Consider the following 15127-nt stretch of genomic DNA (forward strand, 5'->3'; position numbering starts at 1 on the left):
GCCCCCCTTAATAATCTTACCGAGCCCCAAAAGGGATTAGGAAATGGTACGTTGAATTTCGATAATTTCGAAGACTTCAATCATGTCGCCAGTGCGAACATCATTGTAGTTCTTAACGCCGATACCACATTCCATACCATTACGGACTTCGTTAACGTCATCTTTAAAGCGACGCAGAGATTCCAGCTCGCCTTCATAGATAACCACGTTATCACGCAGCACACGAATTGGGTTGTGACGTTTAACAACACCTTCCGTAACCATACAACCCGCAATCGCGCCAAACTTCGGTGATTTGAACACATCACGAACTTCAGCCAGGCCGATAATTTGCTGTTTGTATTCCGGAGCCAACATACCGCTCATCGCCTGTTTAACTTCGTCAATCAGGTTATAGATAACGGAATAGTAACGCAGGTCGATGCTTTCAGCTTCAATAACACGGCGAGCAGAGGCATCAGCACGGACGTTAAAGCCCACAACAATCGCGTTGGAAGCAGCAGCCAGTGTCGCATCGGTTTCAGTAATCCCACCAACACCAGAGCCAACAATTTTCACTTTCACTTCATCTGTGGACAGTTTAACCAGAGAATCGGTAATAGCTTCAACAGAACCCTGAACGTCAGCTTTCAGTACGATGTTAACCTCAGAAACTTCACCTTCAGTCATGTTAGCAAACATGTTTTCCAGTTTAGATTTCTGCTGACGAGCCAGTTTGACTTCACGGAATTTACCCTGACGATACAGCGCCACTTCACGCGCTTTTTTCTCGTCACGGACAACGGTAGCTTCATCACCCGCTGCAGGTACACCAGACAAACCCAGAATTTCTACTGGAATTGACGGACCCGCTTCTTCTACATCTTTGCCAAGTTCGTTGCGCATCGCACGAACACGGCCATATTCGAAACCGCACAGGACGATATCGCCACGATGCAACGTACCTTCACGTACCAGTACTGTTGCTACCGGGCCACGGCCTTTATCCAGGAAGGATTCGATAACCACACCGCTTGCCATACCATTACGTACAGCTTTCAGTTCCAGAACTTCAGATTGCAGCAAGATAGCGTCTAACAGTTCATCAACCCCGGTACCTGCTTTTGCAGAAACGTGAACGAACTGGCAATCGCCACCCCATTCTTCCGGAATGATGCCATACTGAGCCAGTTCATTTTTAACACGATCTGGATCAGCTTCAGGCTTATCAATCTTGTTCACAGCAACAACGACAGGTACTTTCGCCGCTTTAGCGTGCTGGACAGCCTCAATGGTTTGTGGCATCACGCCATCGTCTGCTGCAACAACCAGCACCACGATATCTGTCGCCTGAGCACCTCGAGCACGCATTGCGGTAAACGCTGCGTGGCCTGGGGTATCAAGGAAAGTAATCATGCCGTTGTCGGTTTGGACGTGATAAGCACCGATATGCTGGGTAATACCACCGGCTTCACCAGAGGCAACTTTTGTAGAACGAATGTAGTCCAGCAGAGACGTTTTACCGTGGTCGACGTGACCCATGATAGTCACAACAGGCGCACGCGGTTCTGCCTGAGCACCGGTATCACGGTCGCTCATTACTGCTTCTTCCAGCTCGTTTTCACGACGCAGGATAACTTTGTGGCCCATTTCCTCAGCAACAAGCTGCGCAGTTTCCTGGTCAATCACCTGGTTGATGGTTGCCATAGCACCCATCTTCATCATTGCTTTGATGACCTGAGAACCTTTCACTGCCATTTTGTTTGCCAGTTCCGCAACGGAGATCGTTTCACCAATCATGACATCACGGTTAACCGCTTGAGCGGGTTTCTGGAAACCTTGCTGCAAGGCACTGCCTTTACGCTGTCTTCCACCTTTACCCCCGCGAATAGCGGCGCGCGCTTCTTCACGGTCAGCTTTGGATTCAGCGTGTTTGTTACCTTTCTTAGGACGTGAAGCTTTAGCATTGCGACCACGGCCACGACCGCCTTCAACTTCACGGTCGTTATCATCTTCAGCCTGACGAGCATGCTGAGACGTAGTAACGTGATAGTCGCTGCTTTCCGTTTCTTCGTCAGTATTACGCCAACGTTCAGCATTCTCTTCCGCCATGCGGCGCGCTTCGTCTGCAACGCGGCGAGCCTCTTCTTCAATTTTGCGGCGGGCTTCTTCTTCAGCCTTACGTTTCAGCTCTGCAGCTTCTGCTTCACGACGGGCTTTCTCAGCCTGTACGGCTTTCTGTTGTTCGGATTGTTGATTGCTCACTTTGCTATTTTCCGCAGCTTCACGTTTCGCTTGTTCCGCGGCCTCACGCTTCGCTTGTTCATCGGCATCGCGTTTGGCTTTCTCTTCCGCTTCGCGTTTGGCCTTTTCTTCAGCCTCACGTTTAGCAGATTGTTCTGCCTCACGACTGGCCAGCTCTTCCGCCTCACGCTGCGCTTGCTCTTCCGCGGCAAGACGCTCAGCTTCTTGCGGATCACGTTTTACAAAGGTGCGCTTTTTGCGGACTTCCACTTGTACCGATTTACTTTTACCACCGGTACCCTGAATACTCAAAGTGCTGCGCGTTTTGCGCTGCAATGTTAACTTGTCTGGCCCTGAACCATGTTCACGGTTCAAAAACGCCAGCAAAGTTTGTTTTTCTTGTGCTGTCACTGAATCTTCAGACGATTTGCGGATCCCGGCATCAGCAAATTGCTGTATCAGGCGATCCACTGGAGTTTGAATCTCCGCGGCCAGCGATTTAATAGTCACATCTGTCATGCTGTTCCTTCCTGCTACAGTTTATTACGCTTCGTCGCCGAACCAGCAAATATTTCGGGCGGCCATAATCAGCGCCCCGGCTTTTTCATCAGTTAAGCCTTCAATATCTGACAGGTCATCAATGCCCTGCTCGGCGAGATCTTCCAGCGTACTAATACCACGCGTAGCCAGTTTAAAGGCCAGCGCACGATCCATACCCTCAAGGTTAATCAGATCGTCGGTAGGTTTCTTATCACCCAGGCTTTCTTCCTGCGCCAACGCCAGCGTGGTAAGTGCATTTTTCGCACGTTCACGTAATGCTTCTACAGTAGGTTCATCAAGCCCATCGATTTCAAGCAACTCTTTCATTGGGACATACGCTAACTCTTCCAGCGAGGAAAAGCCTTCTTCTACCAGAACGGTCGCGAAATCTTCATCAATATCGAGATACTTGGTGAACGTATCAATGGCGGCATGCGCTTCAGCCTGGTGCTTAGCCTGCAAGTCATCTACCGTCATGACATTCAGCTCCCAGCCACTCAGTTGAGAAGCCAGACGAACGTTTTGACCGTTACGACCAATAGCTTGCGCCAGGTTACCTGCTTCTACCGCAATATCCATCGTGTGTTTATCTTCATCAACCACGATGGAAGCGACGTCAGCAGGCGCCATTGCATTGATAACGAACTGTGCAGGATTATCATCCCACAGCACGATATCAATACGCTCGCCGCCAAGTTCCGTTGATACAGCCTGCACGCGTGCCCCACGCATCCCAACGCATGCACCAACAGGGTCGATGCGTTTATCATTGGTTTTCACAGCAATTTTTGCGCGAGAGCCCGGGTCACGAGCCGCAGCTTTGATTTCGATAACTTCTTCGCCAATTTCCGGTACTTCAATGCGGAACAACTCAATCAGCATTTCCGGCTTAGCGCGAGTCACAAATAACTGCGCACCACGTGATTCAGGACGCACGGAATACAACACCCCACGCACACGGTCACCCGGGCGGAAGTTTTCACGCGGTAACATATCTTCACGAAGAATGACGGCTTCTGCGTTATTACCCAGATCCAGTGTGATATTTTCACGATTCACTTTTTTCACCATACCGGTGATAATTTCGCCTTCGTGCTCACGGAACTGATCAACAACCATTGCCCGCTCTGCTTCACGCACTTTCTGAACGATAACCTGTTTTGCAGTTTGCGTGGTGATACGGTCAAAGGTCACTGACTCGATCTGGTCTTCTACATAGTCACCCAGATTCAACGCAGGATCTTCAAACTGCGCTGCTTCCAGCGTTATTTCACGCGTAGGCTGAGTAACTTCCTCAACGATCAGCCAGCGGCGGAAAGTGTCAAAATCACCACTTTTCCGGTCAATGCTGACGCGAACGTCGATTTCCTGTTCATATTTTTTCTTAGTCGCCGTTGCAAGGGCTGTTTCCAGCGCTTCAAAAATTTTTTCGCGCGGAACCGCTTTTTCATTAGAAACCGCTTCGACAACAGCTAAAATTTCTTTGTTCATCCTGGGTTCGCCTCAAGCCAGACTGTTAAAAGTGGGGGACCAGGTTCGCTTTCTGGATATTACTCAGTGCGAACACTTCATCATTGCCATCGACCGTAACGGTAACCATTTCACCATCAACCTGTTTGATGATGCCCTGCCATTTACGACGGTTCTGTACCGCCATGCGCAACACCAACGCTACTTCCTCACCAAGAAAACGCGTGTAATGCGCAGCAGTAAACATTGGACGGTCAAGGCCAGGAGAGGAGACTTCGAGGTTATAAGCAACAGTGATTGGATCTTCTACATCCATTACTGCACTTACCTGATGACTGACATCAGCACAATCATCAACAGTGATACCATTCGGACTATCAATGTAGATGCGCAACGTAGATGTACGACCGCGAACAAACTCAATACCAACCAGTTCGTAGCCCAGAGCCTCTACTGGTGCAGTAATCATCTCTGTTAACTTTTGCTCTAATGTGGACAAGCCCACCCCCAAGACATAAAAAAAGGGCGTTAAGCCCAGTTATTCTCTCGTCAGATAACAAAAAACCCCGATAAATCGGGGCTTTGTATAACTGAACCCTACAAGCCGCGAATGCGACCTGGAACTATTTCCATGAGAATTTTTTTCAAAATTCCATCGTGAAAAGAACTGTCGCTCTTCACAGTATATTTGAAAAACAACTCTCAGGGAAATTGGTTGCGGGGGCCGGATTTGAACCGACGACCTTCGGGTTATGAGCCCGACGAGCTACCAGGCTGCTCCACCCCGCGTCCGAAAACGTGGCAAATACTACGCCTTTAACACAAAAAAAGCAAATTTTGCTGGGATTTGGTACCGAGGACGGGACTTGAACCCGTAAGCCCAATCGGGCACTACCACCTCAAGGTAGCGTGTCTACCAATTCCACCACCTCGGCACTTAATTCGCACAAAACGTGCGATGATACGACAAATTAATGCGGGATATCGCTACTCGGCTGCGCTGGCGCTGCCGGTTGAGTAGTCTGCTCAGTTTGGGCAGGCTGGCTCAGATTATCCCAACTGCTCCCCTTAGTGGTTTTGTTACTGTTGATATTACCCAGCGCCAGGCTGATAATAAAAAACAGTGTTGCCAGCACGGCAGTCATCCGGGTCATGAAGTTACCAGAACCGTTTGAACCAAACAGAGTTGCAGAAGCGCCTGCGCCAAAGGAGGCACCCATATCAGCACCTTTACCTTGCTGCAGCATAATCAAGCCAACAAGGCCGATGGCTACAATAAGGAAAACGACTAAAAGAGCTTCGTACATAATTAACCTGTTCCTTGCGGATTTCCGCATGCCAATGCTTCTAACCAAAAAGACGTGGGTATTTGTCATTCCCCACTGAAGCGGGTGTGAATACTAACTAAAGCGAATGCACTGTGCAAGACCATTTTCTTCGCAACGATTCAATTGCAGAAAAAAGCGGCAACACGCGTGGATTTCAGCCGGTAAGGTGAGAATCTCACCTTACCCACCGTTTATTTTCAGACTGCTTTCACTGAATCGGCTATTTGGTTAGCCAGTTGAGTAACCTGTGCTTCATCTTCGCCTTCCACCATTACGCGAATCAGAGGTTCTGTACCCGACTTACGCAACAGGACACGCCCACGTTTACCCAAAGTACGCTCAACTTCTGCTGTAATTTGTTTCACGCTATCGTGCTCCAGAGGATCACCGCTCCCCGCGGTATAACGGACATTAACCAGAATCTGCGGGAACAGTGACATACCACTGCAAAGATCATGCAGGCTCATATGATTGCGCACAACAGCGGCCAGAACCTGAAGACCGGCAAGAATGCCGTCCCCCGTGGTGCTTTTATCTAACAGAATAACGTGCCCTGAGTTCTCAGCCCCAATGCGCCAGCCTTTTTCTTGCATTTTCTCCAGCACATAGCGGTCTCCAACTTTCGCTCGGGCGAAAGGAATACCCAACTGTTTCAGTGCCAGTTCGAGGCCCATATTGCTCATTAACGTGCCGACCACCCCTCCCTGCAGTTTGCCCTGGCGTAAGCCTTCCCGGGCAATAATGTAGAGAATTTGGTCACCGTCAACACGGTTCCCCAGGTGGTCAACCATGATCACGCGATCGCCGTCACCATCAAAAGCCAGCCCAAGGTCTGCGTTTTCCGCGATCACTCGGGCCTGAAGCGCTGCAACATCTGTTGCACCACATTTTTCATTGATATTCAGCCCGTTGGGTTCACAGCCTATAGCAATTACATCGGCTCCCAATTCACGGAAAACATTCGGTGCAATGTGGTAAGTTGCGCCATTAGCACAATCAACAACCACTTTAAGGCCGTTCAAGTTCAATTCGTTCGGGAAAGTACCTTTACAGAACTCAATATAACGCCCGGCAGCATCAACAATACGGCTGGCTTTACCCAGCATGGCCGATTCTGCACAAGTAATCTCTTTTTCCAGTTCGGCTTCAATAGCTTCTTCTACTTCATCCGGCAACTTGGTGCCTTCTGTAGAGAAAAACTTGATGCCATTGTCATAATACGGGTTATGAGATGCCGAAATGACAATGCCAGCTTCAGCCCGAAAAGTACGGGTTAAATAGGCTACTGCAGGTGTTGGCATAGGGCCGGTAAACGAGGCTGACAAACCAGCTGCCGCCAGCCCGGCTTCCAGCGCGGATTCCAGCATATAACCTGAAATACGGGTATCTTTGCCAATAATTACTTTTCGAGAACCGTGACGTGCCAGCACTTTGCCCGCAGCCCAGCCCAGTTTAAGCACAAAATCAGGTGTAATAGGGGCCTGACCAACACAGCCGCGAATCCCATCGGTACCAAAATATTTACGGTTACTCATAGCGTCTATTTTCCTTCGCTGACAACGTCGCTTCCACAACACGCATCGCCTCAACGGTTTCTTTTACATCGTGAACACGAATAATATGTGCCCCTTGCATCGCAGCGATAACCGCACATGCCAGGCTGCCGCTCAGACGCTGATCCGGCCCCACATTCAGAAGTTGCCCGACCATCGATTTACGGGACATCCCGACCAACAATGGCAAGCCGAAGTGATGAAGTTCAGATAAACGCGCCAGCAGCTGATAATTGTGGCTAAGATTTTTACCGAAACCGAAGCCGGGGTCGAGTAACAATTTTTCTTTCGCGATCCCAGCGGCTTCACAGCGTACAATTTGCTCTGTCAGAAAATGCTCTACATCCTTGAAAACATCATCATAACGCGGTGCTTCCTGCATTGTGCGTGGTTCACCCTGCATATGCATCAGGCAAACTGGCAGCTCAGTTTCTGCCGCAGCTTCTATTGCCCCCGGCATTGTAAGTGAGCGGATATCATTAATCAGATGTGCACCTACGCGTGCAGATTCCCGAATGACCTCAGGGCGAGAAGTGTCCACCGAAACCCACACTTCAAACCGCTGTGCCAGCGCCTCAACAACCGGAATAACGCGGGCAAGTTCTTCTTCCACACTAACCAAAGCTGCACCGGGCCTGGTAGACTCTCCGCCCACATCAACAATCGTCGCTCCCGCGTTGATCATCAGGTTGGCATGTTTTACTGCTTCATTCAGGGTGTTGTGCTGGCCGCCATCGGAAAATGAATCAGGCGTGACATTTAAAATCCCCATGACATGAGGATGCGAGAGATCAAGTGAAGTCCCCTGAGCAAAGAGTTTCATGTGATTACCTTCAGAAAACGCGTTACGGATGAGAAAAACCCCGGACATGCCGGGGTTTGCAGATTACAGCAAAATGGGATTATTTATCACCAGTCTGCTCTGACATGGGATTTCCGGGTTTATTGATATCCGGATCGTCCACAGGTTTTGGCGCTGTTGGCGTACCAGAAGTATTGTCAGTGTTGTTGCTGGCATTCGGGTCTTCCCAACCAGCAGGTGGACGAACATCACGCCGGGCCATCAAATCATCAATCTGCGGTAAATCAATAGTTTCATATTTCATTAACGCATCTTTCATAGCATGGAGGATATCCATGTTATCGTTAAGAATTTGACGGGCACGATTGTAATTACGCTCAATCAGTGATTTCACTTCCTGGTCGATAATACGAGCTGTTTCGTCTGACATGTGTTTCGCTTTAGCCACACTGCGGCCAAGGAACACCTCACCATCTTCTTCCGCATACAGCAATGGCCCCAGTTTTTCTGAGAAGCCCCACTGAGTAACCATGTTACGAGCCAGGTTGGTCGCGACTTTAATGTCGTTAGACGCACCGGTTGAAACATGTTCAACGCCATAAATTATCTCTTCTGCCAGGCGACCACCGTACAGTGTCGAGATCTGGCTTTCCAATTTCTGACGGCTTGCACTTATTGCATCACCTTCAGGCAGGAAGAACGTCACACCCAAAGCACGACCACGCGGAATAATCGTTACTTTATGTACCGGGTCATGTTCCGGCACCAGACGCCCGATAATGGCGTGGCCCGCTTCATGATATGCAGTTGATTCTTTCTGAGCTTCAGTCATCACCATTGAGCGACGTTCTGCGCCCATCATGATTTTGTCTTTCGCTTTTTCAAACTCAACCATAGACACAACACGTTTATTGCCACGAGCAGCAAACAAGGCGGCTTCGTTCACAAGGTTTGCCAGGTCCGCACCGGAAAAACCAGGCGTACCACGGGCAATAATCGCTGCATCGATATCCGGAGCCAGCGGCACACGGCGCATATGTACTTTGAGGATTTGCTCACGGCCACGCACATCAGGCAGCCCAACTACAACCTGACGGTCAAAACGACCTGGACGCAACAATGCGGGGTCCAGCACATCAGGACGGTTAGTTGCCGCAATGACAATAATGCCTTCATTGCCTTCGAAACCATCCATTTCGACCAGCATCTGGTTCAGTGTCTGTTCACGTTCATCGTGACCACCACCCAGACCCGCACCACGCTGGCGGCCGACGGCATCGATTTCATCAATAAAGATTATGCAGGGAGCAGCTTTTTTAGCCTGTTCGAACATATCACGAACACGGGAAGCCCCCACACCCACGAACATTTCGACGAAGTCAGAACCCGAGATGGTGAAAAACGGTACTTTTGCCTCACCAGCGATAGCCTTGGCAAGCAACGTTTTACCTGTACCTGGCGGGCCAACCATCAGCACACCTTTCGGAATTTTACCGCCTAACTTCTGGAAGCGGCTCGGCTCACGGAGATATTCCACCAGTTCACCGACCTCTTCTTTCGCTTCGTCACAACCCGCGACATCGGCAAAGGTGGTTTTAATCTGATCTTCCGTCAGCATTCGCGCCTTACTTTTACCGAACGACATGGCTCCTTTGCCACCACCGCCCTGCATTTGGCGCATAAAAAATATCCATACCCCAATAAGTAAAAGCATTGGGAACCATGAAATAAAGATGGTTGCCAGCAGGCTTTGTTCTTCTGGTGGTTCGCCAACAACCTTCACGTTCTTGGTAAGCAGGTTATCAAGAAGTTTGGGATCGTTTACGGGGATATAAGTCGTGTATCGGTTACTATCTTTCTTGGTAACGGTAATCTCACGTCCGTTGATACGCGCTTCACGAATCTGATCCTGATTGACCTCAGACAGGAAGGTAGAGTAATCCACCCTGCGGCCATTAGACTCGCTGGGCCCAAAGCTCTGGAATACTGACATCAGCACAACGGCAATGACCAGCCAGAGTATTAGGTTTTTCGCCATGTCACTCAAGGGATTAACCTCATATTACAACTGTGTTAACAAACAGCGTCAGGGTACTATAGTTTACGCCCGGTCGCTACAATGTACACTTCACGTGAGCGAGCACGTGAAGCGTCCGGCTTACGAACTTTAACACTCGTAAACAGGGAGCGAATTTCCCGTAGGTACTCATCGAAACCTTCGCCCTGAAATACCTTCACTACAAAACTACCACCTGGTGCCAGAATATCACGACACATTTCTAACGCCAGTTCCACCAAATACATAGCACGGGGAATATCGACAGCAGGTGTTCCGCTCATATTGGGTGCCATATCGGACATGACAACCTGAACTTTTTTATCGCCTACTCGTTCAAGAAGTGCTTTCAGAACTAATTCATCACGAAAATCGCCCTGAAGGAAGTCCACACCAACGATTGGATCCATAGGTAAAAGATCGCAGGCAATAATACGACCTTTTCCGCCGATTTGACTTACCACATATTGCGACCAACCACCGGGAGCTGCACCAAGGTCAACAACCGTCATTCCCGGTTTAAAAAGTTTGTCACCTTGCTGTATTTCATCAAGTTTAAACCAGGCACGGGATCGTAACCCCTTTTTCTGTGCCTTCTGAACATATTTGTCGCTAAAGTGTTCCTGCAACCAGCGGCTAGAGCTGGCAGAACGCTTTTTACCTGTCATTTTATAATCCAGTCGGGTTCATCTTCCGCGAGCAATATCAAAAAGCGCACGGCGATTTGGCTATAATCAGGAGATGGCGGTAGAATGTCCCGTTTTCAATCCCAACGTAAGCAAAAAACGATGAATCTGAGTACAAAACAAAAACAGCACCTGAAAGGTCTCGCGCATCCGCTCAAGCCGGTAGTCCTGCTTGGCAATAACGGTCTGACCGAAGGGGTGCTGGCCGAGATTGAACAAGCGCTGGAGCACCACGAACTGATCAAGGTTAAAGTTGCCACAGAAGATCGTGAAACGAAAACTTTGATAGTGGAAGCCATCGTGCGGGAAACCGGAGCCTGTAATGTACAGGTCATCGGTAAAACGCTGGTGCTTTATCGCCCATCCCAGGAACGTAAAATTTCGCTGCCCCGCTAACAAAAGTGCAAAGGTTTTAAGCATTTTTATAACGCAGGCCGTGCAAAATGACACGCTCCCTTCATGGTTAAAAGGCCGCAGTGCGGCCTTTTCCATTCTTTACAAAACCGTTCTATCCAGCGTAGCAGAAATCAGAGGTATTCTACCTTGACGATTTCAAATTCAACTAACCCACCAGGGGTATTAATTCCTACGATATCATCGGCTTCTTTACCAATCAGCCCACGGGCAATGGGTGAGTTAACGGAGATAAGATTCTTTTTAAAATCTGCTTCGTCGTCACCAACAATGCGGTAAGTCAGCTCTTCTTCGGTATCAAGATTCAGTACTGTTACCGTTGAACCAAAGATAACCCGCCCATTGTTAGGCAACTTGGTCACATCGATAACCTGTGCATTAGACAGCTTACCTTCAATATCCTTGATACGCCCTTCACAAAAGCCTTGTTGCTCACGCGCGGCATGGTATTCGGCATTTTCCTTTAAATCACCGTGCTCACGCGCTTCGGCGATAGCTGCGATGATCTCCGGACGGCGAACGCCCTTCAGAAACTCAAGCTCTTCGCGCAATTTTTCGGCGCCACGTAAAGTCATCGGAATAGCTTGCATATTATACCTCATTATAAAAAAACGCCCCGGACACAAGGGCCACAATTGGCCGCTCAACCGGAGTACTGCCCGAAGAAACTCTGCATTCACCGGGCCAGAAACAAAAGAAAACTACCCCGAAGCAAAGCTTCAGGCTAGTCGTATTTCGCATTTTGATACGTATTTTAACCTGGAGTTCCCTAAGGGTCATCGTTTACTTTACAGGGGATTGCACCGTAGTATGACGGCACGTTTCCAGGTTTTAATGCCAAAAATTATGCGATTTTTACGTTTAGCTGTTGGACTGGTTTTATCCTTCGCCTTAGAGGCACAGGCGGCAAATGTTGACGAATACGTCAAACAACTCCCACCAGGCGCTAACCTCGCGCTTCTGGTGCAAAAAGCTGGTTCAGATACACCACTTATTGATTACCATGGCCAACAAATGGCGCTGCCCGCCAGTACTCAGAAAGTGATAACGGCTCTGGCAGCCCTGTTATCACTCGGCCCTGATTACCATTTCACTACAACCCTTGAAAGTCATGGAAACATCAATAACGGGATTTTGCAAGGAGACCTTATAGCGAGGTTTACCGGTGACCCGACACTAAAGCGCCAGCAATTGCGCAATATGGTAGCCAGCCTGAAAAAAGCAGGAATTGAAAAAATTCAGGGAAATATCTTAATTGATACTTCGGTATTCGCCAGCCACGATAAAGCCCCTGGCTGGCCCTGGAATGATATAACGCAATGTTTCAGTGCACCGCCGTCTGCGGCTATCGTCGATAAAAATTGTTTTTCCGTATCGCTTTCGAGTACCAAACCCGATGAAACAGCAACTGTACGGCTGGCGTCATATTACCCTGTTCATGTATTTTCCAATGTACGCACACTAGCCCCTGGCTCTGCAGATGCCAAATATTGTGAATTGGATGTTGTCACAGGTGACCTGAATCGCTACACGTTGACAGGTTGTCTGACTCAGCGTAAAGACCCATTACCTCTGGCGTTCGCCATACAGGATGGGGCCAGTTATGCAGGTGAAATACTCAAAGATGAGCTGAATAGCGCGGGCATAGCAGTGAGCGGCACGCTGATTCGCCAAACTCGTGTCAACCAACCCGGCCGGGTTTTAGCCTCAACGCAGTCAGCCCCCCTTCATGATTTACTTCGCGTGATGCTGAAAAAATCTGACAACATGATTGCTGATACTGTTTTTCGCACTATTGGGCGGGAAACGCTGGGGGTTCAGGGTACCTGGCGTGCGGGAGCAGATGCTGTTCGCCAAATTCTGAAGCAGAAGGCAGGCATTGATTTAGGTAACACTATTCTGGTGGATGGGTCCGGTTTATCACGTCATGACCTGATTTCGCCGTCAACCATGATGCAAGTGCTACAATTTATTGCCAAAAATGATAATCAGCTAAACTTTATCTCAATGCTGCCACTGGCAGGCCATGATGGCTCGCTGCAATACCGGGCCGGGTTGCATGAAGCAGGGGTGGATGGGAAAGTCTCAGCCAAAACAGGATCATTGCAAGGCGTTTATAACCTTGCAGGGTTTATTACAACGGCATCTGGGCAAAAGTTCGCATTCGTTCAGTATCTTTCTGGTTATGCAGTCGAACCCAGCGAACAGCGCAACAGAAGGATACCTCTGGTACGCTTTGAAAGCCGACTCTACAAAGATCTTTATCAGAATAACTAATTATGAAACTACTCATTGTTGAAGACGATTTACTGCTACAAGAGGGGCTGGCTCTGGCGCTTAATGGCGACGGGTACGCTGTTGATACTGCTGCGACAGCCAGCGATGCAGACGCACTGATTCAAAGTGGCGAATACAGTCTGGTAATACTGGATCTTGGATTGCCAGATAAAGATGGTGCAACATTACTTAGTCAATGGCGGCGGCGAGGGCTAAAAACCCCTGTATTAATTCTTACTGCTCGGGATGCACTCGAAGATCGTGTCAGTGGTCTTGATGCAGGGGCAGATGACTACCTGGTTAAACCCTTCGCTCTGGCTGAATTACAAGCCCGTGCACGGGCGCTTATTCGCCGGTACCAGGGCCACAGCGACAACCTTTTACAACATGATGACCTCACGTTAAATCTCCAAACCCAGCAGGTGTTGCTGCAAGGTAACGCAATTGAAGTCACCCCCAAAGAGTTCGCTTTGCTGACCCGGCTGATTATGCGGGTTGGTCAAACAGTTCACCGGGAAACACTTCAGCAAGATCTCTATAGTTGGCAAGATGATCCGGGTTCAAATACCCTTGAGGTTCACATTCACAACCTCCGGCGTAAACTGGGTAAAGAACGAATAAAAACCGTTAGAGGTGTCGGTTATCGTTTGGAGAATCGTGTATGAACAGTATGCGCCGGCGGTTAATGGCAATGCTGGCGTTGATTTTTCTTTTCTTTCAACTTGTCAGCGTGTTATGGCTGTGGCACGAAAGCCAGGAACAAATTGGTTTCCTGGTGAATGAAACACTGTCCGCCCGAGCACGTAACCAACATGTTGAAAAAGAAATTCATGAAGCGATAGCCTCGTTGTTAGTCCCTTCGCTAGTCATGGTTGGCTTTACACTGTTTTTTTCATTTCTGGCTGTCACCTGGATTATCCAGCCACTCAATAAACTGAGCCGCAGTCTGGTGAACCGCTCCGCCGACAACCTTAGTCCATTGCCGATGTTTTCCGGGATGGAAGAGATGGTCGCGGTCACCACGGCCCTCAACCAACTGCTCTCCCGATTGGAAAGTACCATCCAGCAAGAGCGATTATTTACCGCCGATGCCGCCCATGAATTACGGACGCCACTGGCCGGTATCCGCCTTCATCTTGAACTCATGGCTCAGTCTGGAAATAAGCAGGCTGATTCGTTAATTCAACGCCTGGACCAACTGATGCATGTTATTGAACAGTTGCTAATGTTATCCCGGGCGGGACAGGCCCTGGCCAGCGGGCATTACGATACACATCAGTGGTGGAAAGATATTATTGAACCACTCCAGGAAGAAATGACAGAAATGGCTGAACGGCATAATCAGCGAATTATTTGGCCGGAAGACCGTTCTCTTTCAGTACAGGGCGACCCAGTGTTATTACGCCTGTTGTTACGCAATTTACTCGAAAATGCCTGGCGCTACAGCCCGCAAGGTAGTTGCATTGAAGTACGTTTGTGTGAAGAAGACAATGGAGCACATCTTCAGGTTCTGGATGAAGGGCCAGGAATTGATGAGGCACACAGGAAAACTATTACAGAGCCATTCCGGCGCCTTGACCAACGTTATGGTGGTAGTGGGCTTGGGCTAAATATCGTTCGGCGTATTGTGCAATTACACCGGGGAAAGTTACTGATTGATAACCGCACGGACAGGCAGGGTCTGGATGCTGGTTGCTGGTTCCCGTCTCGCATTGATTTAAACTGACAGTGATATTTCTAAAAAGCAAAAGGCCGGAGGTATCCGGCCTTATGTGTAC

The 15127-nt window shown here is 49.0% G+C and carries 13 protein-coding genes and 2 tRNA genes; 4 read left to right on the top strand and 11 right to left on the bottom strand.

Going from position 1 to position 15127, the window contains the following annotated elements; translation table 11 throughout:
- Positions 1-36: 36 nt before the first annotated feature.
- The 10 genes from infB to rlmE form a co-directional block, all read right to left on the bottom strand.
- A complete protein-coding gene (infB, locus tag LC084_RS13495; RefSeq protein WP_226571709.1) occupies positions 37-2742 on the bottom strand; it encodes a translation initiation factor IF-2 in 2706 nt (901 codons plus the stop codon).
- A gap of 24 nt (positions 2743-2766) precedes the next feature.
- Positions 2767-4254: a transcription termination factor NusA gene (gene nusA, locus LC084_RS13500; RefSeq protein ID WP_226571710.1), complete on the bottom strand. Its 1488-nt coding sequence runs from the start codon at positions 4252-4254 to the stop codon at positions 2767-2769.
- 25 nt (positions 4255-4279) lie between these two features.
- A complete protein-coding gene (gene rimP, locus LC084_RS13505) occupies positions 4280-4732 on the bottom strand; it encodes a ribosome maturation factor RimP (protein ID WP_036105136.1) in 453 nt (150 codons plus the stop codon).
- A gap of 213 nt (positions 4733-4945) precedes the next feature.
- Positions 4946-5022 (bottom strand) — tRNA-Met (locus LC084_RS13510).
- A 59-nt stretch (positions 5023-5081) separates the two neighbouring features.
- Positions 5082-5168: transfer RNA gene (locus LC084_RS13515), tRNA-Leu, on the bottom strand.
- A 36-nt stretch (positions 5169-5204) separates the two neighbouring features.
- Complete coding sequence (secG, locus tag LC084_RS13520; protein WP_226571711.1) at positions 5205-5540, bottom strand: preprotein translocase subunit SecG; 336 nt, start codon at positions 5538-5540, stop codon at positions 5205-5207.
- 218 nt (positions 5541-5758) lie between these two features.
- Positions 5759-7096 (bottom strand): phosphoglucosamine mutase, encoded by a 1338-nt coding sequence (gene glmM, locus LC084_RS13525; RefSeq protein ID WP_226571712.1) that lies wholly within the window; start codon positions 7094-7096, stop codon positions 5759-5761.
- Positions 7089-7937, bottom strand: coding sequence for a dihydropteroate synthase (gene folP / locus LC084_RS13530; RefSeq protein ID WP_226571713.1), 849 nt, complete (start codon positions 7935-7937; stop codon positions 7089-7091). The genes glmM and folP overlap by 8 nt, the downstream gene beginning before the upstream one ends.
- Before the next feature lie 79 nt (positions 7938-8016).
- Positions 8017-9954 (bottom strand): ATP-dependent zinc metalloprotease FtsH, encoded by a 1938-nt coding sequence (gene ftsH, locus LC084_RS13535; protein WP_226571714.1) that lies wholly within the window; start codon positions 9952-9954, stop codon positions 8017-8019.
- 56 nt (positions 9955-10010) lie between these two features.
- Positions 10011-10640 carry a 23S rRNA (uridine(2552)-2'-O)-methyltransferase RlmE gene (gene rlmE, locus LC084_RS13540; protein WP_036104859.1) on the bottom strand — a complete coding sequence of 210 codons (630 nt, stop codon included), beginning with the start codon at positions 10638-10640 and terminating at the stop codon, positions 10011-10013.
- 120 nt (positions 10641-10760) lie between these two features.
- Between rlmE and yhbY the strand changes: the two genes are divergently transcribed.
- Positions 10761-11054 (top strand): ribosome assembly RNA-binding protein YhbY, encoded by a 294-nt coding sequence (yhbY, locus tag LC084_RS13545; RefSeq protein ID WP_036105139.1) that lies wholly within the window; start codon positions 10761-10763, stop codon positions 11052-11054.
- A gap of 131 nt (positions 11055-11185) precedes the next feature.
- Here yhbY and greA read toward each other — a convergent pair whose 3' ends face one another.
- Positions 11186-11662, bottom strand: coding sequence for a transcription elongation factor GreA (gene greA / locus LC084_RS13550; RefSeq protein WP_226571715.1), 477 nt, complete (start codon positions 11660-11662; stop codon positions 11186-11188).
- Positions 11663-11918: 256 nt separating this feature from the next.
- Here greA and dacB point away from each other — a divergent pair, with 256 nt between their 5' ends.
- From dacB to pmrB, 3 genes are read left to right on the top strand one after another with little or no spacing between them, the layout of a single operon-like run.
- Positions 11919-13349, top strand: coding sequence for a serine-type D-Ala-D-Ala carboxypeptidase (gene dacB / locus LC084_RS13555; RefSeq protein WP_226571716.1), 1431 nt, complete (start codon positions 11919-11921; stop codon positions 13347-13349).
- 2 nt (positions 13350-13351) lie between these two features.
- Positions 13352-14014: a two-component system response regulator PmrA gene (pmrA, locus tag LC084_RS13560; protein WP_226571717.1), complete on the top strand. Its 663-nt coding sequence runs from the start codon at positions 13352-13354 to the stop codon at positions 14012-14014.
- The gene (pmrB, locus tag LC084_RS13565) at positions 14011-15075 is read left to right on the top strand and encodes a two-component system sensor histidine kinase PmrB (RefSeq protein ID WP_226571718.1); all 1065 of its coding nucleotides are present in this window, start codon (positions 14011-14013) and stop codon (positions 15073-15075) included. The genes pmrA and pmrB overlap by 4 nt, the downstream gene beginning before the upstream one ends.
- Positions 15076-15127 lie beyond the last annotated feature (52 nt).

Origin of the sequence: Mangrovibacter yixingensis, from assembly GCF_020523985.1 — a bacterium.
In the GTDB taxonomy this organism is placed as follows: Bacteria; Pseudomonadota; Gammaproteobacteria; order Enterobacterales; family Enterobacteriaceae; genus Mangrovibacter; species Mangrovibacter yixingensis.

What these genes read in the sequence shown, in the direction of transcription:
- infB (WP_226571709.1), bottom strand. Translation starts at nt 2,742, where the DNA reads ATGACAGATGTGACTATTAAATCGCTGGCCGCGGAGATTCAAACTCCA.
- nusA (WP_226571710.1), bottom strand. Translation starts at nt 4,254, where the DNA reads ATGAACAAAGAAATTTTAGCTGTTGTCGAAGCGGTTTCTAATGAAAAA.
- secG (WP_226571711.1), bottom strand. Translation starts at nt 5,540, where the DNA reads ATGTACGAAGCTCTTTTAGTCGTTTTCCTTATTGTAGCCATCGGCCTT.
- glmM (WP_226571712.1), bottom strand. Translation starts at nt 7,096, where the DNA reads ATGAGTAACCGTAAATATTTTGGTACCGATGGGATTCGCGGCTGTGTT.
- folP (WP_226571713.1), bottom strand. Translation starts at nt 7,937, where the DNA reads ATGAAACTCTTTGCTCAGGGGACTTCACTTGATCTCTCGCATCCTCAT.
- ftsH (WP_226571714.1), bottom strand. Translation starts at nt 9,954, where the DNA reads ATGGCGAAAAACCTAATACTCTGGCTGGTCATTGCCGTTGTGCTGATG.
- rlmE (WP_036104859.1), bottom strand. Translation starts at nt 10,640, where the DNA reads ATGACAGGTAAAAAGCGTTCTGCCAGCTCTAGCCGCTGGTTGCAGGAA.
- yhbY (WP_036105139.1), top strand. Translation starts at nt 10,761, where the DNA reads ATGAATCTGAGTACAAAACAAAAACAGCACCTGAAAGGTCTCGCGCAT.
- greA (WP_226571715.1), bottom strand. Translation starts at nt 11,662, where the DNA reads ATGCAAGCTATTCCGATGACTTTACGTGGCGCCGAAAAATTGCGCGAA.
- dacB (WP_226571716.1), top strand. Translation starts at nt 11,919, where the DNA reads ATGCGATTTTTACGTTTAGCTGTTGGACTGGTTTTATCCTTCGCCTTA.
- pmrA (WP_226571717.1), top strand. Translation starts at nt 13,352, where the DNA reads ATGAAACTACTCATTGTTGAAGACGATTTACTGCTACAAGAGGGGCTG.
- pmrB (WP_226571718.1), top strand. Translation starts at nt 14,011, where the DNA reads ATGAACAGTATGCGCCGGCGGTTAATGGCAATGCTGGCGTTGATTTTT.